Raw genomic sequence first — 25,441 nt, forward strand, 5'->3', positions numbered from 1 at the left:
GATACGGGCAACAGACGCTTCGGCGTTTTGCACGCGGCCTCAAATCGCGGCTTCCAGCTCCGTCATCAGGGCGTGGACCAACTCTTGGGCAGGTAAGGTGCGCGCCTGATCCGCACCAGCGCCTGCCAATTGTGCCCCAAACGTGGTAACGCCCTGCGCCTTAGCCGCAGCGTTCAGTGCTTTGCCTAGGTCATAAGCACAGGGATAGGCGGGAATTTCGCCCGCTGGGATATCTCCTGCCCATTCGGTGAAAGCATTGCTGAGGCAGCGCGCGGGTCGACCGGAAATCGCAGCCGTCATAACCGTCTCTCCACCCAGCGCCAGCCGATCGCGATAGGCAGTGTCAGCGACGCTCTCCGGGCAGCCGATAAAAGCGGTACCGAGCTGTGCTGCCGCCGCACCCGCAGCCAATGCGCTGGCAATATCACCTCCTGTCATCAGGCCTCCGGCGGCGATCACCGGCAGTGATGTGCGGCGCGCAAGGTCGGCAACCAAATCCATCGCGGGCGTGCGCGCATCCGCTGCCTGTGGGTCAAATATGCCGCGATGTCCGCCTGCCTCCCACCCTTGTGCGATGATCCCGTGACACCCCGATGCTTCGATCTGGCGCGCCTCATCCAGCGAGGTCGCGCTTGCGAGAAGCGTGAGCCCAGCGGCTCTCATCGCCTCCATCTGGTGGGGTTTGGGGAGGCCGAAATGAAAGCTCACAATCGAAGGGCGCAGATCCAAAACCACCTCAAGGAATGCATCGGTGTCCCGGAAACTTGTATAAATCTCAGAGAGTTCGGCAGGAGGGTTCGCATCCATCCGCTCAAACAGAGGCTGGCTGCGATCTATCCACAGTTTTTCCTTCATGTCATCGCGCAGCGGCGTTTGGTGACAAAAGAAATTCACATTGAACGCAGAGGTGGTCAGGCTCTGCACCTCTTGGATTTGCGCGCGCACCGCATCGGGTTGCGACGCTCCGACCCCAATAGAGCCAAGCGCGCCGCAATTTGACACCGCAGCCGCCAGTTGGGGCGTCGACACGCCGGCCATCGGAGCCTGTGTGAGTGGCAACGTGATCCCGAGACGATCCAGAAAGGCCTGTGTATCGGTCATGAGAGATGGTCCTTCGGCGAGTGCTCTTGTGCGAGATACCCGCACTGTGACCCAACGTGAGGCAGAAGGCCACTCTGACAAGCGATATCATGCGCTACAAAAAAGCCCCCCGCGGATGATGCGAGGGGCAAGTTTTACGAGGGAGCCTTGAAATGACCTTGCGGCCGGGAGGAGGTGGATTGAGAGGCACACAAAAGGCGCCACTCAATCTACCAGGTTTCCATGCCCTTCTCTGCAAAGGCATGAACGAGGAAATCAATGAAGGCGCGCACCTTCGGCTGAGTGAAGCGACCGGGCGGATAGACGGCGTAGATACCGAGCGTCTCGACCGGCAACTGCGGCATGACATCCTCAACCAGCCCTTCGGCCTTCGCTTCGGCGTAAAGATAGCTCGGCAGATAGGCGATCCCGAGACCTGAGATCGCGGCATTCAACAGCGACTGACCATCATTGACCGAAAGCCAACCGGTGGAGCGCACTTGGCGTTTTTCACCGGACGGTGCGGTCAGTTTCCACATGTTGCCGCTGGATTGGTTGGAGTAATGCAGGAGCTTGTGTTCGTTCAGATCGTCAATCTTCTGTGGGCGGCCATATTTCTCAAGATATTCCGGAGAAGCCACCATGCGTTTTGTGGTTTCCGTCAACTTGCGTGCCCGCAGAGAGCTGTCTTCCAGCTCACCGATACGCAAAGCCATGTCAAAACCTTCGGAGATCAGCTCTACAAAGCGGTTGTTGAGGACCATGTTGACAGTGATGTCCGGGAAATCGCGTAGAAATTCCGACAAAACGGGCGACAGATGATTAACGCCGAAATCTGTCGCCACCGAAATCCGCAACAGGCCAGAAGGCGCAGTCTGCATGGAGGTGACCAGCGCGTCCGCTTCGCCCGCATCATTCAATACCCGGCGGGCGCGATCATAGTAGGCAAGGCCGATCTCTGTTGGCGAGACGCGGCGCGTCGTGCGGTTCAACAGGCGCGCACCAAGGCGGGCCTCCAGACTGGAAACATGTTTGGACACAGCGGATTTGGAGATGCCCATCTTCTTCGCAGCATCGGTGAAGCCACCCTGATCCACCACATTGGCGAAGGCTTCCATCTCGGTCAGTCGGTCCATTTCGGTTTCCTCGTCGCACGTTCTGTCTTCTGCCCTTCTTGCGGGACAAATCAGGCAAGATCGGGGCGCGCGTGGGATAATTGCAGGGTTTTCGCCGGATCGTTCGAGTTCCGGAAACAGGCTCTGAGAACAGTTCGGCCCAGAGCGAACCCTTAAGCCCATGGCGTGGGATATTGGGCTTAAGACACTGTAAACACGAGAGGGCCGCTATGCTGACTTGCATCATTCGCTATCAAATTGACCCAACCAAACAGGCACAGTTTCGCCAGTATGCACAAACCTGGGGGCAGGCCATCCCGCGCAACGGCGCAGATCTCATTGGTTATTTTGCCCCGCATGAAGGGTCTTCGACTTGCGCCTATGGTATTTACAACATCCCGTCACTGGCAGAGTACGAAGCCTATCGCACACGCCTCGCGGCCGATCCGCTGGGGCAGCAAAACTACGACTTTGCACAGCAAGAGAAGTTCATTTTGCGTGAAGACCGAACATGGCTCAAACTGGCCTCGGCACCGCATGGCACCTCAGGAGACGCAACGTGATCGCAGTTATTTTTGAAGTCACCCCAGCTGACGGCATGACCGAAGCCTATCTCGACCATGCCGCGTCGCTTAGGCCTTTGTTCGAGGATATGGAGGGCTTCATATCAGTTGAAAGATTCCAGAGCCTGACCAACCCCGGCAAGTTGCTGTCCCTCTCATTCTGGGAGGATGAAGAGGCGCTGGCGCGTTGGCGCAATTTGGAAAAACACCGGGCAGCGCAGTCAAAAGGCCGGGGAGGCTATTTTGCGGACTACCGGTTGCGGGTCGCGGGTGTCATCCGAGATTACGGCATGTCAGAACGTGATGAAGCCCCAGCGGATAGCCGTGCGCTACATGACCAGTAGCACCCTGCTCTGACGGCGCGCTCCCGCCCGTCAGGGATGCATTAAAATGCACCACCTTCCCGTTGGGCCCGGCAGCGTGCCTTAACGGCACGCTGCGGTTTCGCCAAAATTTGATGCGCCGCGTTTTCATAGACCCCGCCATTGCGAAAGGGGCGACTACCCGGCGACACACCCCCGCACCGCACAGCGGTGCCACGCCCAACGCCGCCAAGGGGTTGCGGCGCAAGCCGCAGCACCTGCGGGGCGGGAACTCCCCGGTAAAGAAATTCCTATCTGCAGTATGACGAAGGATCAGGCGAAATGCGCAAGCTTCGGGTCGCGGTGGTCTGTGCATTTCAGGCAAGCACGACACATCAGTCTGCTCTCGGAGAGATTCACCATGATCCCTGCTCTGCTCGTTTTCCTGTTTCCGCTGGCCTATAGCCCCGGCCCCGGCAATCTGTTCTTTGCAGCGGCTGGTGCGCGTTTCGGTGCGCGCGCCACAATCGCGGCATCTGCGGGGTATCATATCGCCACTTGGCTCGTCACGCTGGTGATCGGGTTCGGCGGGTTTGCAGCACTATCCCGCATGCCCGCTGTGTTCGATATCCTGAAAGTCTTGGGCGCGCTCTATGTCATGTGGATCGCGTGGCGTTTTCTGCAAGCGGCCCCCGATGACAGTCGTGCTAGTGCCACCTCTGCGCGATTCACGGATGGGGTCGTGCTGCTGCTTTTTAACCCCAAGGCCTATGTGATCATTGCGCTGATGTTTACGCAGTTTCTGTCCGCCTCGGGGCAAACCGCATGGGAACAGGTGTTGCTCATCACCACGATCTTTACACTGAACAACCTTTTGGCCTTTACGATATGGACCTTGGCGGGTGCGCGATTGGCACGGGTGTTCAACAGCCCTGAACAGCCACGCATTTTGAACATGATCTTTGCCTTTGCGCTGTTTGCCGTGGCGGTCTGGATGCTGGTGACCTGAATGTCATCACTCAGGGCGTGACCAAGACTGCCTCGACGCGGCGGTTGGTTTCACGCCCTGTTTCAGTCGTATTCGGGGCCAAGGGAGCCATGTAGCCCGCGCCCGCCACCTGAATACGCCCACCATCAATGCCATAGCGTGTGGTCAACCGTTCGCGAACACTAATGGCACGGCGCCGAGACAAGGCGATATTGCCCTCAAGCCCCCCCACAGTATCGGTGTGACCCACCAATAGAATGGTGGCGCTTTTGTTTTGATCGAGAAACTCGGCAAGTTGGCGCAAACTATCAAATGGGCCCTCGCCCATCTGCGTCGATGCGGTGTCAAATTCCAGATCCAGCAGGGGAACGCGGCCCTGCAACATCAGCAAATCCCGAATGGCCCCTGTGGTGAGGCTGCCACCTTTCTTGATCGCGTCCACAAGCAACGCCTGTTCAGCCGCATCGGTAATATCAGAGCTTAATTCTGCGCCATCAGAGGTGTCGCGCTCACCACTGGATGGCCCACCAGAAGGGCGCAACGACTGACTGGGATCATGGCGTTCTAACATCTGCACATAGATCGATCCGCCAAACCGCGATACCAGCAAGGATACGGCGGTGCCGGTTTCAGGCTGTTCAGCCGCCAAGAATTCGTAATTGGAGAGGTTGACCGCCATATCCGGGGCCGGGATCACCTCGATGCCAAAGCGAAACCCAAAGCCACCGCAGGCCTGCGCTGTACAGGCGTAAACCTCTTGAAAACCGCGTTTTTCCAATGCTGTACGGATCGGGGCGAGGACTTCCAGCGGACTAAGATCATCACCAATCCGCCAGCTGCGCCGATGAATGCGTCCTTCCACAGCGCGTGTCGGGACATCATCTCCAGCGACCGGACCAGTCGGCAACAATAATGTGTCGAGCGGCGTTTCCTGTTCGCGCAGAAGCTCACTTCCTGCAGGCAGCGGGACAGAGATGGTCGCTGCATTGGTCTGTGCAGTAATCCCCACACAGATCAATGCAGCGCATACCAGACGCCAAAGCCTCGCTGTGAGCCTCTGCTGAAACATTACCGAAACTGCCCGTGATATTCAGCGTTGGGCACCATGGCAGAGGCACTGGCAACACGGTTGGTCATATTGAAGAAGGCCGCGACATTGGCGATGTCCCAGATGTCACGATCATCAAATCCATGTTCGCGCAGCCCTTCTCGATCGGCCTCTTCAATTTCCGCGCTTGCGCGGGTCATCTTGGCCGCAAAATCCAGCATCGCGCGCTGGCGCTCCTCCAATGGGGCAACGCGGTAGTTCATCACCAGCATCTCACCCAATTGGGGATCCCCTGACAATTGCCGCACCGCTGCGCCATGTGCGACCAGACAGTAAAAACACTTGTTGATGGAAGAAACCACCACTGCGATCATCTCGCGCTCCAGTTTGGAGAGCTTACTCTCACCGAGCATCAGATCATTATACATCGCTGTAAATGCATTGAGTTTCTCAACATCAAAGGCGTAGGCCTTCAAAACATTGGGCACCATGCCGAGCTTGTCTTGGCAAATGTCGAAATACTTCTGTGTCTCCGGCGGAAGCGGGTCCATCATTGGAAGGTCGAGCGCGGTCGGCTCCTTAGGATTGGTCATAATGTACGCCCTCCTCCGGCGTGTGGTTATCAGCGTTTGATACGGTAGTGATAGCCGCCCGCCTGGGTCATCCCGAGGCCGCCATAAAGCGCATTCGCGCCCTTGTTGGCGCGAGTACACAGCACCGCCAGCTCAGTTGCGCCCTGCTCTGCCGCCCAATAGGCTGCCTGCCGCATCATCCAAACGCCCACACCCTTGCGCCGCTGGTGAGGCAAAATCTCAAGCGCATGCAGCATGGCGGTGTCGCCATACATACCCACATAAGCCGTCCCCGCGGGTTTATCATTCCATCGCCCAAGCAGTGAGGTTTTAGGCCCGCACGCACGGTGCATCACCGAAAGCCGTTCAGGTCCGATCCCACCGGTCGCCCAAATCTCACGTTGAATCGCCAAGGGCTCCCACAGGCAAAACGTCGTGACGCGGGGAATTGTGACATCCGTCAACAGCGATGGCGCACAGGTCCACAGCACCACCGGGTCCATCACCTCATAGCCTAGCCGGTCGAGTTGTTGATCCAACTCATCCTGACCATCGCGGATCATAAACAGGCGCGACTGTCCCAGCGCCTGCATGGCGGCTTCGGCCTCGGCGATCTGTTCATCGCTTACAGATGCTTCTGCAGTGGCCGCTGAGACGCGGCTGCCACCTCCTGCACCGATACGAAGCGTGATCTCACCCAAAGTGTCTTTACGAAGGCACGGCCATGTCGCCTCGACCACGTCGTAGTATTTGAGATCGGTCAGCGGCTGCGTCACAGGCCAAGATCCCGTGCAAGTTCAGTGATTGCCGCGTCCACCTGCGCGCCATCTGTGCCGCGCACCACCACATTCGCACCAAACGCGCCGTTGATCTGGAACGGGTAGCAGCCGATCGACAGATCGCCATACTTCTCAGCCAGTGCCGATAAGGTTGCCGCGATCTCACCTTCGCCACGATCCACTCTCAGGGTCTGACTAAGCAGAGGTTTGCCCCCGACAAGTGTCGCCAATACGGTTTCAACCATGGCCTGAAACACTGCGGGCACGCCCGCCATTACATGCACATTTCCCATCGTGAAACCCGGCGCACGTGACACCGGATTGTCGATCAGCTCTGCTCCGTCCGGGATACGAGCCATGCGCAGACGGGCATCATTCAGTTCTGCCCCGGTCTTGGCATAATGCTCCGCAAGGATCGCGCGGGCGTCAGCACGTACATCAATGGCAGCACCAAATGCTTCGGCGATGCAATCGGCAGTGATGTCGTCATGGGTGGGGCCTATTCCGCCAGATGTGAAAACATGGTCGTAGGCATCAGAAAGTGCCCGCACAGCGACAACAATTGCTGGCGCGTCATCGCTGACCACCCGCACCTCTTTGAGGTCAACGCCATGTTTCGACAGCTCACCTGCGAGGTAATACATATTGGCATCACGAGTGCGCCCCGACAGGATTTCATCCCCGATCACAAGCATGGCAGCGGTGGGATTGGGCATAGCACGTCTCCTGTGGGATTTCCGGTTCTTGGCAAGAGGATAGCCAGCCCCGCCGCCGGTGCAAGCGGATAGGGGCGGATCAGGCTTTGACAGGTGGCAGAATATGGCCCATCACCCGTTCCCATGAGATTTCCCACGCCCCTAATCCCCGCAACTCTGATCAAACGCTACAAACGCTTTCTCGCCGATTGTCGGCTGGAGGATGGGCGCGAGGTGACCGCCCATTGTGCCAACCCCGGCTCCATGATGGGACTGGCGGAACCCGGCATGCGGATATGGCTCGAACCGAATGACGACCCCAAGAAGAAGCTGAAATACGGCTGGCGGCTGGTCGAACATGCGAATGGCCATTTCACCGGGGTCGATACATCAGTCCCGAACCGCGCCCTGAAAAGCGCCTTGGCGTCAGGTCAGATCAAAGAACTCGCCGCCTATTCCACCATTCGCGCAGAGGTGAAGTATGGCCAAAACAGCCGCATTGATTTTCTGCTGACAGGCGACGGACTACCCGATTGTTACGTCGAGGTGAAAAGCGTCACGCTCTCACGCCAGAAGGGCCTAGCGGAATTTCCCGACAGCGTCACCGCACGCGGCGCCAAGCACCTGCGAGAGCTTGGCGATATGGCCGAGGCCGGTCATCGGGCGGTGATGCTTTACTTGGTGCAGCGAACAGATTGTCAGCGTTTTGCGCTGGCCACGGACATTGATCCAACATACGCCGCTGAATTTAATGCGGCCCGTGCGCGCGGCGTCGACCGGCTGGTTGTCGGCACTTCCATCACGCCCGAAGGGGTGGAGATAGGTCAGCCCTTCACGGACTGACCTTTGACAATCAGGCTGCGTCGAGATCTTCATCCTGAGAGTTGCGAGGCTGTACCAAGGTCCGGGTTGGGAAAGGAATATCCACTCCGGCCGCATCCAGCGCCTCTTTTACCTTGCGCTTCATGTCAGCTTGATACTGAAAGTAGTCGGCCGAACTGACCCAGACACGCGCCAGAAAATCGACAGAGCTGTCGTTCAGATTGTTGACCTGAATAAAGGGTTCCGGAGTTGTCATTGACCGCTCATCCGCCATGATCGTGTCATGGATTGTGCGTTCAGCGAGGGCAAGGTTGGCACCATATCCCACACCGAAACTCCATTCTGCACGACGCGTCGGGTATTCCGAGTAGTTGGAAATCGTATTGCCCCAGACCTCGGCATTAGGAATGATCACTTTCACATTCGAAAGGCTTGCAACCACCGTGTTATTGAGCGTGATTTCCTTCACCGTGCCCATTTCTCCATCCACGTCGATGAAGTCACCGAGCTTAAACGGACGAAAGAGAATGATCATCACACCTGCAGCGACATTCGAAAGCGCGCCCTGCATGGCCAGACCGATGGCCAGACCCGCCGCACCGATGGCCGCAACGATGGATGTTGTCTTCACCCCGAAGGTATTGAGAACAAACAGAACCGCAAAACCCAAGATTGCGTAGCGCACCAGATTTCCTAGGAAGTGAAACAACGTAGCATCGAGCCGCGTGTGGTTGTCGCTGATCGCAACGACACGTCGCTTGGCCCAGCCTGCCACGAGAAAGCCGACGATCAAAATGAGAGCCGCCGCCACAACACTGCCGAGAACCTGTGCGAGGAACTCCAGTGTTACAAGGTCGGCGAGAGCCTTGCCGTCGTAAATTTCGGTTTGCATGATGCTGTCTAGGCGCTCCATCTCGATCTATTCCCTGTTTTTTGGCGTGTTTCTGACGACAAAACGCCCGATCCCAAGGAAGGTTCCGCAAAGAAAGGCGCGCCCCTCTGGCCCTTTTGAGTTGAACCCCTTAAATAGCAGTCCAAACACACGCGATGGAGCACGCCCCGATGAGATCCAAAAACGGCCGCACCACCAAAGACGGTATCCGAATCTACGAGCAGGCCGATTTTGCCGGTATGCACGCAGCCGGTGCTCTGGCGGCTAAAATTCTGGACGATATCGCTGCGCATGTTTTTGTCGGCCAAACGACTGGCGAGATTGACCGGATCATCACCCAAATGGTGGAAGAGGCTGGCGCGACCTCGGCGACCATTGGCTACAAAGGGTATCAGCACGCCAGCTGTATCTCGATCAACCATGTGGTCTGCCACGGTATTCCCGGTGACAAGAAACTAAAGGACGGCGATATCCTCAATATCGACGTCACCGTGATCGTTGATGGCTGGTTCGGCGACACCAGCCGCATGTATGTGGCAGGCAAGCTGCCACGTAAGGCAGAGCGCCTCATTCAAATCACCCATGATGCCTTGATGAAGGGCATTGAGGTGGTCAAACCCGGCAATACATTTGGCGACATCGGCCACGCGATCCAGTCATATGCCGAAAGCCAACGGGTGAGCGTGGTGCGCGATTTCTGCGGCCACGGTCTGGGTCAAGTGTTCCACGCCCCGCCAAACGTTCTGCATTATGGCCGCCCCGGCACCGGGCCTGTGCTTGAAGAAGGCATGTTTTTCACAATTGAGCCGATGCTCAATCTAGGCCGCGCGGAAACCAAGGTGCTGGCGGATGACTGGACGGCGGTCACCCGCGACAAATCGCTGTCGGCGCAATTTGAACACTCCGTCGGGGTAACTGCAGATGGCGTGGATATTTTCACCCTGTCCCCCGCAGGCCGTTTTCATCCGACCTACGACCAAGACTGACCTTCCCCGCATGGAGGGGCGCTGCCCCTCTGGCCCTGATGGGCCATTCACCCCGGGATATTCAGGGTTAGAAGAGGACAGGGCGTCAGCTTAGACCGAGGAGTCGCGGCAGGTCTTTCATGTGGTGAAAGATCTCGGCTCCTTCGGCTAAGAGCGCCGTTTCTTGAGTGGTGGCAACATAGCCGAAACACTGCATACCGGCCCGCGCAGCGCCTCGGGCCCCTGTTGCACTATCCTCGATCACCACACAGTCGCGCGCCTGCACGTCAAAATGAGCGGCGGCTGTGAGGACGATCTCCGGATCAGGTTTCGCAACCTTCAGCGTATGGGCGGAGAACATGGCGTTGGGGTGGAACCGATCCCATAAGCCATGGGGTCCCAAGGTGACCTGCATCTTTTCTTCACTCCCGTTGGAAACAATGCAGCAAGGAATGTTTTCCTCGTCCAATCGCCGGATTACCGCCAGCACGCCGGGAATAAGTGGCACCCCCTTACGCAGGAGAGCATATGCCTCGTCGTAAACCTCTGTGATCCAGTTCTGCGGCAGCACGGCCCCCATCTGCGATGCCATTCTGGCAAGTTCGGTCATCGCAAGGCCGGTGAAAGTGAGTTGGCTTTGCTCTGGCTTAAGACGCAAGCCGTGGCGGGCAAGGTTTTGAACAAGCACAGCGTTGAAGACGGGCTCACTATCGATCAGCACTCCGTCACAATCAAAGATCACCAGCTTCGGTCTTGGGTAGATTTTGGGCATGAACAACAGCTCCGGTCAGGCGGTAAGGAGGAATGGATTCTCTGCCGCCCCCTTACGACAACTCAGTCCGTGTCATCACTTTGGGACCAGAGCAGTGTCACATGTGTATCGCCATATTTGCGCACATCCTCCAATATGAAACCCGGAATGGCCTCCATTGGAGAATTCTCCTCCCAGACCACAAGCGCGTTTGGGGCGATCCATGCGCCATCAAGCAAAACCTGAAGCGCTTTTTGCCCCAAGGATTTCCCGTAAGGCGGATCCAGGAAAATCAGATCATATGCCAGATCAGGATTATTACCGAGCTTGAGAGCGGAACGGCGCAGCAACTGGCCATTCGCCCCGGCGCGACAAATATCGATGTTTTTGCGGATCAATCCCTGCGCGACTCGACCGTCATCTACAAAGGTGACCCTCTCTGCGCCGCGTGACAGGGCCTCGAGCCCAAGCGCGCCCGTACCTGCAAACACATCAAGGACACGCTTGCCCTGAAACTCTATCTTGTGATTGAGGACGTTAAAGAGGCTTTCGCGCACACGATCCGTGGTAGGACGCAAATGCGCACCTGCATCGCCCTTGCCCACGGACGCAAGGGCGCGTCCGCGGAAATCTCCTGCGATAATCCTCACGCCTTCAAAAGCGGTTTCAAATCCGCGTCAGGATTGGCCACAACCGTTTTATCAGCCGTTTTCCCTGCCTCAATCAGGCGTTTGGCCACCATATAGGCGCGCGGGTCGTTCATTGCATCCACGGCAACGAGTTGATCGCCCGTATAGTACCAGAAGGAGACGGCCCCCTCTGCTCCCTGCCGGGTCACCACATTATCATAACCCGAATTGAGACCTGCGATTTGTAGTTTCACATCATACTGATCGGACCAGAACCAAGGTGTCGCCACGTAGGTTTTTTGTGCGCCCAGCATGTTTTCAGCCACCACTTCGGCCTGATCGATGGCGTTGGGAACACTTTCCAGACGGATACGCTGACCTTTGAATGGGAAGGATGCGCAATCTCCTGCTGCCCAGATCGACTCGTCAGAGGTGCGGCCATGCGCGTCCGTACGGATGCCGTTCTCAATCTCAAGCCCGGTGGCGTCGGCCAATTCCGATGCTGGCGCGATCCCGACACCAACAACCACGAAATCCACCTCGATCATACTGCCATCGCTCAGCACAGCGCGCGTGACCTTCCCATCCTCCCCCTCAAGGTGGTTGAGACCAACGCCTTCGCGGATATCGACACCGTGCGAGCGGTGGAGAGTTCGGAAATAGTCTGAGGTTTCAGGGGCGGCGACCCGTTGCAAGATGCGGTCTGCCATCTCGACCAAAGTGACTGAGACGCCCCGCTTGGCGCAAACCGCTGCCGCCTCAAGACCGATATAGCCGCCACCAACAATAAGCGTGCGCGCGCCCTCAGATACCGAAGGGGCCATTGCATCCACATCTCCAAGATCACGCACCACATGTACGCCATCAAGGTCACCCCCAATTGAGGCCGGCAGGCGACGCGGGTGCGAACCGGTGGTCAGGGCCAACTGATCATAAGAGATCAACTCATCCCCGATGTGGATGGTCTTGGCATCCGCATCAATCGAATCCACCTTGGTACTCAGTCGCAAGGTGATATTATTTTCCGCATAAAAGCTCTGAGGTCGCAGGAACAGGCGCTCCAGTTCCATCTCTCCCAAGAGATAGGCCTTGGACAAAGGAGGACGCTGGTAGGGGAGCACGTCTTCAGCACCGATCAGGGTGATATCACCGTCAAATCCGCTCTTACGCAATTTGGCTACGAGCGACGCCCCTGCCTGACCTGCGCCAATCACCGCGATATGAGTCATGTGCGCTCTTGTCTCCTGATGCAGTTCATATACCGTTTGCGCAGAACCCTACATGCAGGGCCTACCGCGATGCAATTGCCCAAACCCGTGGTGGCACTCATGAAAACCACAAAGGATTGACCAGATGATTTCTGTTGGAGACAAGCTGCCCGCTGCCACCCTGACCCGGATCGGCGAAAATGGCCCGGAACAGGTCGCAATTTCGGACCTCGCTCAAGGACGAAAACTGGCGATCTTTGCAGTCCCGGGGGCGTTCACACCCACGTGTCACTCTGCACATGTACCAAGTTTCATTCGCACCAAGGATCAATTCGCAGCCAAGGGTGTCGATGAAATCATTTGCGTTTCTGGCAACGATCCCTTCGTTATGAAAGCCTGGGGTGAGGCGACCGGGGCGGCAGAGGCCGGTATTTCAATGCTCGCCGATGCAGAATGCGCCTTTACCGACGCGATCGGAATGCGGTTCGATGCCCCTCCAGCTGGCTTGATTGGCCGCTCCAAGCGCTATGCGATGATCGTAGAGGATGGTGAGGTAAAAATCCTGCACCTCGAGGAAAGTCCGGGCACTTGTGAAGTGTCTGCTGGCGAAGCGCTGCTTGATGCGTTGTAATATTGCTGCAAATCCCGGACACGCCAGCTTAGCTAAGGCTTTGAACGAAGACGAATGACTGACGCGCACCACTCTGCGAACCACCCCGCCCTCATCATGGCGGAGGTCATGGACGAAATCGATGCCGCTCGCGCCTTTGTGGCGCGGGATGATTCCTTTGACAGTGCGCAGGCGTTGCGCGTGGCGCTCAGGCGGCTGCGCAGCGGGTTGACATTGTTTCGACCAATGCTGCCGCCAGATCACAACAAGGCACTGTTGGACGAGGCACGCTGGCTGGCCGTTGAGGTCACGCGACTTCGGGATTTCTACCTGCTTTGGCAGGACACTCTAACGCCCGCCCGGGTAGCCTTGCCTGAGAATGATGCGCTGCGGGCGCTTGAGGAACGCGTGCTTGCCCGCATCAAGAGCGAACGCACCCAGTTGCGGGCGCTGCTAGACGGTGAACGGGTCAGTGACCTGATGGCGCGCGGACGTGAGATTAGCGAACCGGATTTCTGGCGCCCGGCTGCACAGAGCCGTGAAAAGCTGGAAAGCCTGTGCATTGAAACGCTGGAACTCAGGCTCAATCAGGCGCTTAAACATGGCGAGACACTGAAGCGGCTGGACAGCCAAGCGCGCGACAGCTTCCGCAAAAGCCTGCGTAAACTGCGCGCAACAGCCGAATTCACCCAGTCTATGTTTGCGTCTAAAAAGACCAAAGCCTTTCTCAAGCAATTGAAAAAGCTTCTGGATTCCATGGTCGCAGCACGGGACGCAAGTGCGGTGCGGGATCGGCTCGAAGACCTGATGCAAGACATGAAAGAAGGCTCTGCCGAGCGTCATATTGCGCAAGAACTGATCAAAGCCAAGGAAGCCGCGGTAGGGCTCGATCACAAGCGTTTGCAAAAGTTGTGGCGCGCCACGGTCGGCTTGCCACTGCATTAACAGCTAGCCCCCCAGCACCGTGCGCATGCCGATGTTTCGACCAGAACGGCTGCGCTCCCGCCCCTTTCAGGAACAGCCAAAGGCTGCCCCAAAAGCGTTGGGCCGGGCGGGGGCCGCGCCAAAGGCGCGGCCCCCGCCCCCTCGCGATGCGCCATGCGCAGCGCAAAACCTCATTACAATTCCGCTTAGATCAATCCGTCCATTTTTCGGGCAAGCTTCGCATCCAGCGCGCTTAGACCCTCGACATCATGGGTCGTAAGCAGGACCGTCACCTTATTGTAGACATTGCTCCACTCAGGATGGTGATTCCATTTCTCTGCCCAGATTGCCGCTTTTGTCATAAAAGCGAAGGCCTCGACAAAATCCCCAAACTTGAAAGTCTTGCGGATTGCATCTCGGCCTTCGACCAGTTCCCACCCGGTGTCGAACAAAGGTTTCAACAAAGGCCCGCGGGTTTCCTCGGAGAGTTTTTCGGTCATTCCTGTTCCTCCACTTCAGTCTTTTTGAACGGGCCGTAACTGGTGAGGATTTCGATCCCCTCATCCACTGCTGCACGTTCCGCATCCAGATATTGTTCGATTGCGGCGCGAAAGCCGGGATCAGCCACCCAATGCAAACTATACGTTTCTGTTGGCAAATAGCCGCGCGCCAATTTGTGCTCGCCCTGCGCCCCGGCCTCGACGCGCTCAAGCCCCATCTCGATGGCAAGGTCGATGGCCTGATAGTAGCACAGTTCGAAATGCAGGCAGGGGTGATGCTCTGTGCAGCCCCAGTAGCGGCCATACAGTGTCTTTGCGCCGATAAAGTTCAATGCACCCGCAACCGGTACACCATCACGTTCTGCCAGAACCAACGCCATATCATCCGCCATGGTGTCATGCGCGATGTCGAAAAATGCTCGCGTCAGATAGGGTGAGCCCCATTTGCGGCTGCCGGTGTCCTGATAAAACGTCCAGAACGCATCCCAATGTTCCGGGCGCAAATCCGCACCGGTATAAGTTTCGATTGTACCACCAAACTCTTGAGCCTGCTTTCGTTCCTTGCGGATATTCTTACGCTTGCGCGATGAGAGCGCTGACAAAAAAAATTCAAATCCTTCATAGCCATCGTTCAACCATTGAAACTGCTGGGTGTAACGCGGCATCAACCCGATCTGTTTCCCGATCTCTGCCTCAGCTTTGGTACAAAACGTGACATGTAGAGAAGAGATATGGTTGTCGGACGCCAGCTGCACCGCGCCCTGAATCAATCCCGAGACGCCGATTTCCTCATAGCCGGGGCGCACAAGGAACCGCCGCCCGGTTGCAGGTGTAAAGGGCACCGCGATCTGCAATTTCGGATAATAGCGCCCTCCCGCCTGCTCGTAGGCATGGGCCCAGTTATGGTCGAAGATATATTCGCCCTGACTGTGCCCTTTGACATAAAGCGGCGCGCAGGCAATCAACTGCCCGTCCAGATGGCAGGTTAGATACTGAGGCTGCCAGCCAGTGCCGCGCCCTACAGACCCGCTTGTCTCAAGAGCATGCAGGAAGCGATGAGTCGTAAAAGGATCGAGCGGTCGCGCGCCGTCTGATGCCTCGGGGCAGGCGCAGGCGTCCCAATCCGATGCCGCGATTTGCGACATGCTGCTGAACACTTGGATTTCGATTTGCGCCTGATCCATGCCACCCCTCGTCGCCTAAGTTCTATTTGGGCGCAGGTTTCATCTGATCAAGCACCGAAGGCAGAAAGATAATTTTCAAAGGTCACGTTATCAACCAGAGCTGCAACCTCAGCTTCTTGCTCAGGCGAGCGCGAGTTCCAGCTGCGAACCGGCACCCCATCGTGTCGAAGAGACTGAACGCGGTCTCGCGTCACGTCACTGGCCTCGTGACTGATGAAGCTGGCGCCCATACGTTCAAAATCTGGGATGTCGCGCGGCAGTTCTCGGGACATTTTTCGCGCAAACCATGCAGCGCGCGATGCGTGATCGGGCGCTGCAAGAATGCCGCGGGCAGGCGCGGGCCTAACATAACGAATGTTAGCCTTCGATCTCAAAGACGCCGTCAATCTCGACCGCAACACCAAGCGGCAGTGACGGTGAACTCACGGCGGAGCGAGCATGACGACCCGCATCACCCAGAATTTCGACGAGAAGATCAGAAGCCCCATTCACCACCTGCGGCTGCTGGGTGAAGTCGGCGGTGGAGTTCACAAAGGCCCCCAGTTTGACCACACGTCTGAGCTTACTGAGATCACCACCACAGGCGGCTTTAACCTGCGCCAACAGCGACAGGGCACAACGTTTTGCAGCCGCCTGCCCCGCTTCCATATCAAGATCGTCGCCAACACAGCCAGTGATCAGGCCGTTCTCATCAGCCGAAATTTGACCGGACACATAGACCATATTGCCAGACACCACGAAGGGCACGTAGTTCGCCGCCGGAGCCGGGGCATCAGGCAAGGTGAGGCCAAGGGACTGCAGTTTCGCATCAATGCTCATGGGAGGGCTCCTGTGTGAGTATCCGTCTGTTGTTGTGGCGGACGCTACAGGGGAAGCCCCCGCCGGAAAAGAGGCAAATGCGACCCCTTTGGGTGCCTTTGATCACCCCTGGTCAACTTTCACGGAATGCCTTCACAAAGTAGTCAGCCAGCGGCTTCACCAGATAGGCGAGTGGCGAGCGATCAGCCGTACGAATGAAACTGTCCACCGGCATGCCCGGTATAAGGACCGTGCCCTGCGGCAGTCGTTCCATTTCGCCCTCGTTCAGCTCAATCTCCGCACGATAGTAGGAAACACCTGTCCCCTCATCGCGAAAGGAGTCCGCAGAAAATAACGTGACCGTCCCAAAAAGTTCCGGCGTCTGGCGCTGATCCAAAGCGGGCAGTCGGATTGAAACCGCCTGCCCGACATGAATCTGATCGATATCTGTCGGGGCAACCCGCGCAGCAATAACCAATGGTCGATCCTGTGGGACCAGATAAAGCACCGGATCGGCGGGCCGGATCACCGAGCGTGGTGTGCGGACACTCATGCCATAGACGACGCCAGAGACAGGTGCCGTGATGTCCAGTCGCCCCAAGCGGTCAATCAGTGACCGGCGTTTTTCGATCAACTCCAGCTCTTTGTACCGCAAATCCCGCAGACGCGTGATCGCCTCTTCGCGGCGTTGCGTGCTGAGTTTGAGTGTCTCAATCTCCAGTTCGGTAATCCGTCCTCGGGCCTGCGCTTCTGTTGCAATCAACTCGCCAAGCGTGCCTTGCAGGTTGGCCTGATTGCGCCGCAGATTCAAAACCACAGAAGCCTGTGCCAGACCGCGGTCCAGCAGGGATTGCTGATTGGTCAATTCCTCATCGATCAAAAGCAACTGTTCGCGCGTGGCTTCTTGTTGCGCCAGGACACCTTTGATCTGATCTTCGATCTGAACCGCGCGCTTTTCCAGCTGCTCCACTTCGCGGCGTACCGACTCGCGGCGGGCACGAAACAAGCGATCCTGACCCTCCACCAATTCAGCGACCTCAGGGCGTTGGCGGGCAAGATCCAGCAACTCGGCGTCAAAACTGATGGTATCGACCTCATCGCGCTCCGCTTCGAGTCTGCCGCGCCGGGCCATCATTTCAAAAAGCTGCCCCTCGGTGATCGTCAGCTGTGAACGCAAGTCCACCGCATCCAACCGCAACAGGGTTTGACCGGCCGTGACCAGATCACCTTCATCCACAAGGATTTCCTCAACCACACCGCCATCGATGTGTTGAACCACTTGTCGGTTGCGATCGACCTCAATCTGACCAGAGGCGACGACCGCACCTGCAATATTGGAAAGAACGGCCCATGACCCAAATCCACCGAGCAGAACGAGAATGCCAAGCACGCCGACGATAAGCGTGCCGCGCACGGACCACGTGTTGTTTTGCGGCTGGCTCATGGCGTGTTTCCCTTCACCACCGGTGCGCCTCGCGCAGAACGTGGGCCGCCCGCCTGCTGGATGTCGCGGTGATTGGCCACCATTTTGCGAAGCACCTCATCCTTGGGTCCAAAGGCCGCCATCTTTCCCTGTTCGATAACTAAGATCTTATCGCATTCCTGAATGGCAGCCGGTCGGTGGGCCATAATCAACACGGATTTTCCCTGCGATTTTAGGCGCTTGATCGCATTGTTCAGCGCCACGGAGCCGTCGTTATCGAGATTGGAATTCGGCTCATCAAGGATCAGGATGACCGGGTCACCATAAAGAGCACGGGCAAGCCCGATACGCTGCATCTGCCCCCCCGAGAGCCGCCCGCCCCCAGAGCGCACAGGCGTGTCGTAACCCTCGGGTAGTTTAACGATCATATCATGAGCCGCAGCCGCTTTTGCAGCTTCCACGACCGCGTCGGCATCCGGTGCGGAGGCCAAGCGCGCGATGTTCTGTGCGATGGTGCCGTCAAACAGCTCAACCCGTTGAGGCAGGTAACCGATATGATGCCCAAGCACCGCCGGGTCATATTGCGACAAAGACGCCCCATCAAGGCGCACGGTGCCAGCCGCAGCCCGCCACGCACCTGTCAGAACACGCGCAAGGGTCGACTTTCCTGAACCCGACGGGCCAATCACGCCGACGGCCTCGCCCGGCTCAACCCGAAAAGTCACATTGCGCAGCACAGGACGGTTTTCACCCGGTGCAGTGGCTGCGATGGCTTCCACATCCAGTATTGCACGTGGTTTCGGCAAAGAGGTGCGCTCAGGCTCTGGCGGGGTTTTGGTCAATAGCGTTTCAAGGTTCTGCCAGCCCTTGCGCGCGCGTTGAACCAACGGCCATTGGCCCAAACCGACCTCAATAGGTGAAAGCGCGCGCCCTAAGAGAATTGAACCTGCAATCATGGCACCAGCACTTACTTCGCCCTCAAGCGTCAAGTAGGCCCCTAGGCCCAGCATGGCCGATTGCAGAAACAGGCGCAGCGTTTTGGTGACCGCACTAAAGGTTCCGGTGACATCTGAGGCAACCATATTGTCTGCAAGCGCCTTGCCCCGTGCCTGCCGCCAGCGCTGAAACGCAGCTTCACGCATTCCCATGGCTTGGATCATCTCGGCCTCGGTGCGGATTTCCTCGGACTGCAACATCGCCTGATGACTGCTCATCATGGCCGCCTTACTGGGTGCAGTGCTCAGCAACTGGTTGAGAAGTGCAATCGCGATCAATACGCTTCCGCCACCAATCGCGAGCCAGCCGAGCCAAGGGTGGAAGAGGGCAATCCCGGCAAGAAAAATCGGTGTCCACGGCAAGTCAAACGCAGCCATTACACCCGGAGACGCAATCAGCTTCTGGACGCTCTCCAAGTCGTTTAACCCGGTTTGCGCTTCTGGATCATTCGCGACTGCGGAGCGGCGGATCATGGCGTCAAAAACCCGTCGATCCAAGGCAGACTGAAAGCGCGCAGCGACCCGGCGCATGATGCGCCCACGCACCGCATCCAAAAGCCCCATCATCCCGTAGAGAAAAATCACCAAGAGCGAGAGCGCCAGCAATGTGGCCTCTGACCGACTGCCTAGCACCCGGTCATAGACTTGCATCATGTAGAGCGGCCCGGTGAGCATCAGTATGTTCACAAATGCGCTAAACAGCGCGACCGTCCAGTAGAGACTGCGGCTCTGGCGACGTACTGCCAAAAGCTCTTCTCGTCCCGCGTTTGTAAATTTATTGTTCATATCGTCCCAGTAGAGCGCGCCTGTGCTCCCTTATAAAGTCTGGAAACTCTTTTCAAAGAGTGTCTGGAATCTGTTCTATATCTGTCACATTATCTGGCTTTGCTGTGATGCGGGCTGGGAAGTGTCACAGAGATTGCTAAGTGACCCTAGGAAGCGTGACCCCCGGCGCCAGTTAGAACTGAATTGGTAGACATGATTGCCCTGTTGAAAAAACCCGTGATCGCGATGACCCTCTCTGTGGCGGTCCTGACCTCGGCCTGTGCAACACAGGACCCTGCAGCAAAGGCTGCCGGAGAGATCTTCGATCCCTATGAGAAAACCAACCGATCCATTCATCAGTTCAACAAAGGGTTGGACCGCTATGCGTTCCGCCCCGCGTCCAAAGGGTATGTAGCGGTCGTTCCGCCCGATATGGTCACTGCATTTGGCAATTTTGCCGAGAACCTCTCCAAACCGGGAGATGCCGTCAACTACTTGCTGCAAGGCAATATAAAGGGCGCAGGGCAGGCCTTGGGACGCTTTGCGATAAACACCGTGCTCGGGATCGGTGGCCTTGGTGATCCGGCGTCAGATTTCAAAATGCCAGAAGCACGCACTGACTTTGGCGAGACCTTGCATGTTTGGGGTGCCGGCGAAGGGGCCTATGTAGAACTGCCTGCCTACGGCCCCTCCACCACGCGCGATGCGGTCGGCATTGTTGTGGACTTTTTCACCAACCCGCTTAGCCAGTTTGAGAACAATCCCGCCGAAGACCTACAGATCCCAGCTGAGATCGTGGATCAGCTTGGCAATCGCGGTACATATTCCGACACGATCGATTCGATTCTCTACGAGAGCGCAGACAGCTATGCGCAGGGCCGACAGATCTATCTGCAAAACCGCCGGTTCGAGCTGGGGCAGGAAGACGTCAATTCCGAGATCGATCCGTTCGAACTAGACACCGGAGGGTTCTAAACCATGATTCGCCGTAAATTCCTCGCTTCGCTTGGTGCGATTGGCGCATCCGTCGCCGCTTTGCCTGCCTTCGCTCTGAATGAAAGCTCTGCATCGGCTCTGATCAACAATCTCGTTGCCGACATCAACAAAGTGATCGCCTCCGGCAAGTCGGAGCGCTCCATGTATGGCGACTTTGAGCGTATCTTCCAGCGCTACAGCGATACCTCCTATATCGCGGCCTACGCGATGGGAGTGGACGCACGGCGTGCCTCTAGCGCGCAAAAACGTGCCTTCTCCGATGCGTTTCAGGGGTACATTGCTCGCAAATACGGCAGCCGCTTTCGGGAGTTCATCGGTGGCCGCCTTGAGGTCACTGGCGTCAAGAAAGTCAAAAAGTGGTACGAGGTTTCCTGCGTGGCCTACCTGCGTGGGCAATCCCCGTTCGAGGTTACGTTCCACGTCTCGGACCGCTCCGGCAGAGATCTGTTTTTCAATATGTTTATCGAAGGCGTGAATCTTCTGTTGACCGAACGCACCGAAATTGGCGCGATGATCGACCGCAACGGTGGGGATATCGACAAGATGATTGCGGACCTGAAAAAGCTCAGCTGAACATCACAAATCATTGGAAACGCCCCGGAAGAAAGACATCTTCTTCTCCGGGGCGTTTTTTTATTGTGAGTTATGTATCTGGCTGAAAAACCTGCTCAATTTGACGCTCAAACAACTGCGCAATGGCAAAGGCAAGCGGCAGGCTGGGGTCATAGCGTCCGCGCTCTAACGCATTCACGGTCTGGCGCGACACATTCAGCCGCTTGGCCAGCTCCGCTTGCGACCAACCCGCTATTTGGCGCAACTCTTGGATGTTGTTTTTCATCCGTACCGCAATCGCCCCATCATGACGCCGACAACCCAAAGCCCGGCCATCAGCGGCCAGACTACGAACATTGAGAGCTTTGGAAACCCGGCGCCCTCAAGAAATCCATAGGTAAACGTGATCAGCGCGGTGCCCGCAAATGCGAGGGCCAGAGCCTCAAACTGCACTTTGCGCTGCAGCTCATCCATGTCGCGGATACCTGTCACCACCACCCCACAAATAAAGAGCGCAGGCAGCATTGGAAGCACAGACAGCAGAACCTCGATCGCGCCGATCAATGCCCTGCGCCAGACGCAGCTGCGCTGCCACTAAAACCCCTGCATAGGCGATCAATCCTAGACAGAGCAGAGAAACATATTTGAGCATATCTCACCTCATGTAAAACACCCTTTACATGAGGTGAGGCGCCAAGCAATGTAAAGCACGCTTTACATGCCCCCACCAAACAAAACGCCCGCCGATGTGGCGAGCGTGCGAAGTGAGTATATAGGGGTCAGCCGTGGTCTTTTAGCAAACGCTGCTTTTGCCGTGACCAATCTCGCTTGGCTTGCGCCTCGCGTTTGTCGTGATTCTTCTTACCTTTGGCGATGCCGATCTTGATTTTCGCCATGCCGCGATGGTTGAAATACAGAACCAGCGGCACAAGCGTCATGCCTTTGCGCTGCGTCGCATTCCACAGGTTGGCCATTTCCTTGCGCGACACCAATAGCTTACGGCGACGGCGTTCGTCATGCTTAAAGACTTTAGCCTGCTCGTAGGGCGCAATGTAGGAGTTCACGAGCCAAAGCTCTCCCTCCTCTACCGCAGCATAGGACTCCGCGATATTGGAGCCACCTGCACGCAGGGATTTGACCTCGGACCCTTCGAGCACGATGCCGCATTCGAGATCCTGCTCGATTGCATAGTCGAACCGCGCGCGGCGGTTTTCAGCTATGACTTTGTAGTTCGGGTCTGTCTTTTGTTGAGCCATGGGGCGCAGATGTAAGTCGCCCTGCATCCACGTGCAAGATCACCTGACGCACAAAGCAGACAACCTGTGCTGCAAACGCCAGATTTAAACGCCGTTCTCATGCGGTCTTCTGGCTTCTTAGCAGCGTGAAAATGCCACTGGCGACCACCACGACAGATCCGAGGATTGTCATCAGATCCGGGCGTTCGCCAAACACCATGACGCCCAGCGCCATGGCAAACACCAGACGTGTGTAACGAAACGGAGCCACGACGGAAATTTCCCCCGTCCGCATCGCGCCAGTGAGCGCCATATAGGCCAACACGCCCACAATCACCGCCGCAGCAAGCGCGCTGCCCTGCCCCGCAGTGGGCCAGACCGCACCACCGGTCCAGATCAACAGGATTGCCCCTGCAATCACCAGCATCGCAAAGCCAAAAATGCCCAGTTGTGCATTGCTCATGGTCTTGGGCGCTGCGCGTGTCGCCAAATCACGCCCAGCAAAGCCAAGCATGCCTGCGACCGCCAACAGTGACGTCGCTTCAAAGCCGCTCATTCCCGGACGCAAAATCATCAATACACCGACAAATCCAAGACAGATCGCAAGCCAGCGCCGCCAGCCCACCGTCTCGCCAAAGAAGACAACCGCGCCGGCAGTGACCACAAGTGGCGTGGCCTGCAAAATGGCCGAGGCCAACGACAACGGCGCGAGCACGATCGCCAGCGTAAAAAACAGCCGCCCCGAAACCTCAGCCACACAGCGCCACAACAGCGGGCGCGTGCAAAACCCCGGGTGCCAGAGGGTGGAACCTTGCGCACGCGCCAGCACGGCAAAGATCGCCATGCCACCGAGGCCAAAGAAGATCAGCACCTGCCCCGTTGGCATCGCGCCCGCTACCGATTTGATGATCATATCCTCGACCGCAAAAGCAGCCATCGCCAGCGCCATTAAAAGGCTGCCACGCAGGGTGTCCCGATCCATAAAAAATCCCGAAATTGAATGACCTTATCAACAGTGGTACGCGCTGGAGCAGGCAAAGAACAAGCCCGCGGCGTCAATCTGCCGCGCGGAACAGACCCGCGTTTCGATAGTGATGCATGTTCAGGAAGGCCGCACCGGTTTCAAGGCTGCGGTACCCGTGCGGCTGGTCGGCGTCGAATCTCAGCCCCTGCCCCGGCTCCAACGCGACCCAATCGCCACCCCGCAGCACCTCCATCCTGCCCTCCAGCACAAAGACCTCTTCGGTGACGCCGCTGTCGTGGGGCTGCGATTCATGGCTTTGGCCGGGTTTCAGGCTGACGTGAAACGTCTCCGCCCCTAACTGCGGATCAAAGGGAAAGACGATCTTGACCGAGATACTGCCGGGAAATTGTACCGTGCGATAGACCTCGCCGCTCATCCCCGAGGGGCGCGTACTCTCTTCGATCAGTGCCGTCAGTGGCAGGTGAAATCCTTTGGCGATCTTCCAGAGCGTGGCAATCGTCGGACTTGATTCGCCACGCTCGATCTGCCCCAACATGGCCTTGCTGACGCCGGTGATCTCGGCGGCACGTGACAGGCTCAACCCCGCAGATGCGCGAATGTCCCGCAAGTTCAACGTGATGCTTTCGTCGCTCATGCCACTCCCTCTGGTTCGAGTGGCCAAGATTCCACCGCTCGAAAGCTACTCCAAAAAAGACTTGTGCGTTATAGCGCACGAATTGTAATGTGCGCTATAACGCACAACACCTACCCCAGCCACCGCCCGAGGAAAACCCGCATGCTGAGCAGATTAAAACTCTCCCATCTCGCTGCGGGAGCGATTGTGGTGCTAGTGGGCTATACGAGTTCCGTCGCGATCATCTTTCAGGCCATCGAGGCGGTGGGCGCGACACAGGCACAAGCCAACAGCTGGCTGGTGGTACTGGGGATCGGAATGGGGCTGACCAGTCTGATCCTGTCGCTGTGGTTTCGGATGCCGATCCTCACCGCCTGGTCGACACCCGGTGCAGCTCTCTTGGCCACTGGCTTAAACGGCGTTCCGATCTCCGAAGCGGTGGGGGCGTTTTTGTTTTGCGGCGCGTTGCTGACACTCACTGGCCTCACCGGTTGGTTCGAGCGCCTGGCTCGGCTGATACCGGACGCGCTGGCCAATGCCCTTCTGGCCGGGATCCTGTTCCAATTTGGGCTTTCGGCCTTTGCTGCGCTCGGCGATGATGCGGCTCTGGTGGGCATCATGGGGGTCACCTTCCTCGCTGGCCGGGTCATGTTTCCCCGCTACACCATTCCTGCCGTGCTGGTGGCTGGCTGCCTCTGGGCCGGTTTTGCGGGGTCGTTTGGCGATCTGGAGGCCCTTGACCTCAGCATCAGCATGCCGGAATTCGTCGCACCCACGGTCTCGTTCCCTGTTCTTATCGGCGTCGGGATGCCCCTCTATATCGTCACTATGTGCTCGCAGAACATGCCCGGCGTGGTAACCTTGCGCGGCGCAGGCTACACGCCGCCGGTGTCCGCCAGTCTGACCGTCACCGGGCTGGCCTCGCTGATCCTTGCACCCTTTGGCGGCTTTGCTTTCAATCTCGCCGCCATCACCGCCGCGATCTGTGCCGGGCCGGAGGCGGATGACGACCCCAAGAGCCGCTATCTCTCCAGCGCGGTTGCGGGTGTGCTATACTGCCTCGTGGGTCTCGGCGGCGCGACGGTCATCAGCCTGTTCCTGATTGCGCCCAAAGCGTTGATCGCCGCAGTGGCGGGGCTAGCTCTCTTGTCCACCATCGGCAACAGCCTCTCCGCTGCGCTGTCAGACAGCCGGGGACGTGAGGCGGCTCTGATCACCTTCATGATGACCGTCTCGGGTGTCAGCTTCTTTGGAATTGGTGCTCCGTTCTGGGCCTTGCTGATGGGGCTTGCGGTGAATCACCTGTTCAATCCATCGAAACCTCACCCCGTACGCGCCTGAGCCGCACCCTTACCATCTTTCGCAAATCCACGAAATCCCGGCCCCAAGAGCAATTTCGTGACCACAACCCGCCCCGACATGTTGCCTTTACTGCGCGAATAGTGTCCCTGT

General features: G+C 57.5%; 31 protein-coding genes. 10 read left to right on the plus strand and 21 right to left on the minus strand.

Going from position 1 to position 25,441, the window contains the following annotated elements; genetic code table 11:
* Window positions 1-39: 39 nt before the first annotated feature.
* Window positions 40-1,101: an NAD(P)H-dependent flavin oxidoreductase gene (locus K529_RS11750; protein ID WP_005622957.1), complete on the minus strand. Its 1,062-nt coding sequence runs from the start codon at window positions 1,099-1,101 to the stop codon at window positions 40-42.
* Window positions 1,102-1,310: 209 nt separating this feature from the next.
* Window positions 1,311-2,216, minus strand: a complete 906-nt coding sequence (locus tag K529_RS11755; RefSeq protein ID WP_005622955.1) for a LysR family transcriptional regulator — start codon at window positions 2,214-2,216, stop codon at window positions 1,311-1,313.
* Between the two features lie 209 nt (window positions 2,217-2,425).
* Here K529_RS11755 and K529_RS11760 point away from each other — a divergent pair, with 209 nt between their 5' ends.
* From K529_RS11760 to K529_RS11775, 3 genes are all read left to right on the plus strand, one after another.
* Window positions 2,426-2,758, plus strand: coding sequence for an NIPSNAP family protein (locus K529_RS11760; protein WP_005622953.1), 333 nt, complete (start codon window positions 2,426-2,428; stop codon window positions 2,756-2,758).
* A complete protein-coding gene (locus K529_RS11765; protein WP_005622951.1) occupies window positions 2,755-3,102 on the plus strand; it encodes an antibiotic biosynthesis monooxygenase family protein in 348 nt (115 codons plus the stop codon). Before K529_RS11760 ends, K529_RS11765 begins: the two co-directional genes overlap by 4 nt.
* Window positions 3,103-3,481: 379 nt before the next feature.
* Window positions 3,482-4,069: a LysE family translocator gene (locus K529_RS11775; RefSeq protein WP_040642466.1), complete on the plus strand. Its 588-nt coding sequence runs from the start codon at window positions 3,482-3,484 to the stop codon at window positions 4,067-4,069.
* A 10-nt stretch (window positions 4,070-4,079) separates the two neighbouring features.
* Here K529_RS11775 and K529_RS11780 read toward each other — a convergent pair whose 3' ends face one another.
* The 4 genes from K529_RS11780 to K529_RS11795 are packed head-to-tail and all read right to left on the minus strand — an operon-like array spanning window position 4,080 to window position 7,163.
* Window positions 4,080-5,057, minus strand: a complete 978-nt coding sequence (locus K529_RS11780; protein ID WP_228707419.1) for an OmpA family protein — start codon at window positions 5,055-5,057, stop codon at window positions 4,080-4,082.
* A 59-nt stretch (window positions 5,058-5,116) separates the two neighbouring features.
* Window positions 5,117-5,689 (minus strand): peroxidase-related enzyme, encoded by a 573-nt coding sequence (locus K529_RS11785; protein ID WP_005622947.1) that lies wholly within the window; start codon window positions 5,687-5,689, stop codon window positions 5,117-5,119.
* 29 nt (window positions 5,690-5,718) lie between these two features.
* Complete coding sequence (locus tag K529_RS11790) at window positions 5,719-6,444, minus strand: GNAT family N-acetyltransferase (RefSeq protein WP_005622946.1); 726 nt, start codon at window positions 6,442-6,444, stop codon at window positions 5,719-5,721.
* Window positions 6,441-7,163 carry a competence/damage-inducible protein A gene (locus K529_RS11795; protein WP_005622945.1) on the minus strand — a complete coding sequence of 241 codons (723 nt, stop codon included), beginning with the start codon at window positions 7,161-7,163 and terminating at the stop codon, window positions 6,441-6,443. Before K529_RS11795 ends, K529_RS11790 begins: the two co-directional genes overlap by 4 nt.
* Before the next feature lie 123 nt (window positions 7,164-7,286).
* On the opposite strand from K529_RS11795, the gene sfsA reads away from it, so the two are divergent.
* The gene (gene sfsA / locus K529_RS11800) at window positions 7,287-7,985 is read left to right on the plus strand and encodes a DNA/RNA nuclease SfsA (RefSeq protein ID WP_005622944.1); all 699 of its coding nucleotides are present in this window, start codon (window positions 7,287-7,289) and stop codon (window positions 7,983-7,985) included.
* 10 nt (window positions 7,986-7,995) lie between these two features.
* Here sfsA and K529_RS11805 read toward each other — a convergent pair whose 3' ends face one another.
* Window positions 7,996-8,877, minus strand: a complete 882-nt coding sequence (locus K529_RS11805; RefSeq protein ID WP_005622943.1) for a mechanosensitive ion channel family protein — start codon at window positions 8,875-8,877, stop codon at window positions 7,996-7,998.
* 149 nt (window positions 8,878-9,026) lie between these two features.
* Between K529_RS11805 and map the strand changes: the two genes are divergently transcribed.
* Window positions 9,027-9,842: a type I methionyl aminopeptidase gene (map, locus tag K529_RS11810; RefSeq protein WP_005622942.1), complete on the plus strand. Its 816-nt coding sequence runs from the start codon at window positions 9,027-9,029 to the stop codon at window positions 9,840-9,842.
* An 85-nt stretch (window positions 9,843-9,927) separates the two neighbouring features.
* Here map and K529_RS11815 read toward each other — a convergent pair whose 3' ends face one another.
* The 3 genes from K529_RS11815 to K529_RS11825 all read right to left on the minus strand — a co-directional run bounded on the left by K529_RS11815 (window position 9,928) and on the right by K529_RS11825 (window position 12,430).
* Window positions 9,928-10,593 carry an HAD family hydrolase gene (locus K529_RS11815; RefSeq protein ID WP_005622937.1) on the minus strand — a complete coding sequence of 222 codons (666 nt, stop codon included), beginning with the start codon at window positions 10,591-10,593 and terminating at the stop codon, window positions 9,928-9,930.
* 62 nt (window positions 10,594-10,655) lie between these two features.
* Window positions 10,656-11,222 carry a 16S rRNA (guanine(966)-N(2))-methyltransferase RsmD gene (rsmD, locus tag K529_RS11820; RefSeq protein ID WP_005622935.1) on the minus strand — a complete coding sequence of 189 codons (567 nt, stop codon included), beginning with the start codon at window positions 11,220-11,222 and terminating at the stop codon, window positions 10,656-10,658.
* Window positions 11,219-12,430, minus strand: a complete 1,212-nt coding sequence (locus K529_RS11825; protein ID WP_005622933.1) for an NAD(P)/FAD-dependent oxidoreductase — start codon at window positions 12,428-12,430, stop codon at window positions 11,219-11,221. The genes rsmD and K529_RS11825 overlap by 4 nt, the downstream gene beginning before the upstream one ends.
* 124 nt (window positions 12,431-12,554) lie before the next feature.
* Here K529_RS11825 and K529_RS11830 point away from each other — a divergent pair, with 124 nt between their 5' ends.
* On the plus strand, window positions 12,555-13,040 hold the full coding sequence (locus tag K529_RS11830; RefSeq protein WP_005622931.1) for a peroxiredoxin: 486 nt from the start codon (window positions 12,555-12,557) through the stop codon (window positions 13,038-13,040).
* A 54-nt stretch (window positions 13,041-13,094) separates the two neighbouring features.
* On the plus strand, window positions 13,095-13,964 hold the full coding sequence (locus K529_RS11835) for a CHAD domain-containing protein (RefSeq protein ID WP_005622929.1): 870 nt from the start codon (window positions 13,095-13,097) through the stop codon (window positions 13,962-13,964).
* A gap of 185 nt (window positions 13,965-14,149) precedes the next feature.
* Here the strand turns inward: K529_RS11835 and K529_RS11840 are convergent, their stop codons facing one another.
* The 6 genes from K529_RS11840 to K529_RS11865 form a co-directional block, all read right to left on the minus strand.
* Window positions 14,150-14,443, minus strand: a complete 294-nt coding sequence (locus K529_RS11840; RefSeq protein WP_005644199.1) for a 4a-hydroxytetrahydrobiopterin dehydratase — start codon at window positions 14,441-14,443, stop codon at window positions 14,150-14,152.
* Entirely contained in the window at window positions 14,440-15,627 is a 1,188-nt protein-coding gene (locus tag K529_RS11845; protein ID WP_005644197.1) for a GNAT family N-acetyltransferase, read from the minus strand. Before K529_RS11845 ends, K529_RS11840 begins: the two co-directional genes overlap by 4 nt.
* A 47-nt stretch (window positions 15,628-15,674) precedes the next feature.
* A complete protein-coding gene (locus K529_RS11850) occupies window positions 15,675-15,899 on the minus strand; it encodes a PI-PLC domain-containing protein (protein WP_005644194.1) in 225 nt (74 codons plus the stop codon).
* Between the two features lie 85 nt (window positions 15,900-15,984).
* The gene (locus K529_RS11855) at window positions 15,985-16,446 is read right to left on the minus strand and encodes a RidA family protein (protein WP_005644191.1); all 462 of its coding nucleotides are present in this window, start codon (window positions 16,444-16,446) and stop codon (window positions 15,985-15,987) included.
* 112 nt (window positions 16,447-16,558) lie between these two features.
* On the minus strand, window positions 16,559-17,869 hold the full coding sequence (locus K529_RS11860; RefSeq protein ID WP_005644189.1) for an HlyD family type I secretion periplasmic adaptor subunit: 1,311 nt from the start codon (window positions 17,867-17,869) through the stop codon (window positions 16,559-16,561).
* Window positions 17,866-19,629, minus strand: coding sequence for a type I secretion system permease/ATPase (locus K529_RS11865; protein WP_005644186.1), 1,764 nt, complete (start codon window positions 19,627-19,629; stop codon window positions 17,866-17,868). The genes K529_RS11860 and K529_RS11865 overlap by 4 nt, the downstream gene beginning before the upstream one ends.
* A gap of 192 nt (window positions 19,630-19,821) precedes the next feature.
* Between K529_RS11865 and K529_RS11870 the strand changes: the two genes are divergently transcribed.
* Window positions 19,822-20,583: an MlaA family lipoprotein gene (locus K529_RS11870; protein WP_005644183.1), complete on the plus strand. Its 762-nt coding sequence runs from the start codon at window positions 19,822-19,824 to the stop codon at window positions 20,581-20,583.
* Window positions 20,584-20,586: 3 nt separating this feature from the next.
* Entirely contained in the window at window positions 20,587-21,177 is a 591-nt protein-coding gene (locus K529_RS11875) for an MlaC/ttg2D family ABC transporter substrate-binding protein (RefSeq protein WP_005644179.1), read from the plus strand.
* Between the two features lie 70 nt (window positions 21,178-21,247).
* Here the strand turns inward: K529_RS11875 and K529_RS11880 are convergent, their stop codons facing one another.
* The 5 genes from K529_RS11880 to K529_RS11900 all read right to left on the minus strand — a co-directional run bounded on the left by K529_RS11880 (window position 21,248) and on the right by K529_RS11900 (window position 24,010).
* A complete protein-coding gene (locus tag K529_RS11880; RefSeq protein ID WP_005644176.1) occupies window positions 21,248-21,442 on the minus strand; it encodes a helix-turn-helix transcriptional regulator in 195 nt (64 codons plus the stop codon).
* Window positions 21,439-21,720 carry a hypothetical protein gene (locus K529_RS11885; RefSeq protein ID WP_005644172.1) on the minus strand — a complete coding sequence of 94 codons (282 nt, stop codon included), beginning with the start codon at window positions 21,718-21,720 and terminating at the stop codon, window positions 21,439-21,441. The genes K529_RS11880 and K529_RS11885 overlap by 4 nt, the downstream gene beginning before the upstream one ends.
* Window positions 21,721-21,935: 215 nt before the next feature.
* The gene (smpB, locus tag K529_RS11890) at window positions 21,936-22,412 is read right to left on the minus strand and encodes an SsrA-binding protein SmpB (protein ID WP_005644169.1); all 477 of its coding nucleotides are present in this window, start codon (window positions 22,410-22,412) and stop codon (window positions 21,936-21,938) included.
* Between the two features lie 97 nt (window positions 22,413-22,509).
* Window positions 22,510-23,373 (minus strand): DMT family transporter, encoded by an 864-nt coding sequence (locus K529_RS11895; protein ID WP_005644166.1) that lies wholly within the window; start codon window positions 23,371-23,373, stop codon window positions 22,510-22,512.
* Window positions 23,374-23,446: 73 nt separating this feature from the next.
* Window positions 23,447-24,010: a helix-turn-helix domain-containing protein gene (locus K529_RS11900; RefSeq protein WP_005644163.1), complete on the minus strand. Its 564-nt coding sequence runs from the start codon at window positions 24,008-24,010 to the stop codon at window positions 23,447-23,449.
* Window positions 24,011-24,151: 141 nt separating this feature from the next.
* On the opposite strand from K529_RS11900, the gene K529_RS11905 reads away from it, so the two are divergent.
* Complete coding sequence (locus tag K529_RS11905) at window positions 24,152-25,330, plus strand: benzoate/H(+) symporter BenE family transporter (RefSeq protein ID WP_046002109.1); 1,179 nt, start codon at window positions 24,152-24,154, stop codon at window positions 25,328-25,330.
* Window positions 25,331-25,441: the final 111 nt, after the last annotated feature.

Origin of the sequence: Tritonibacter mobilis F1926 (assembly GCF_000376545.2) — a bacterium.
GTDB classification, from domain to species: domain Bacteria; phylum Pseudomonadota; class Alphaproteobacteria; order Rhodobacterales; family Rhodobacteraceae; genus Epibacterium; species Epibacterium mobile.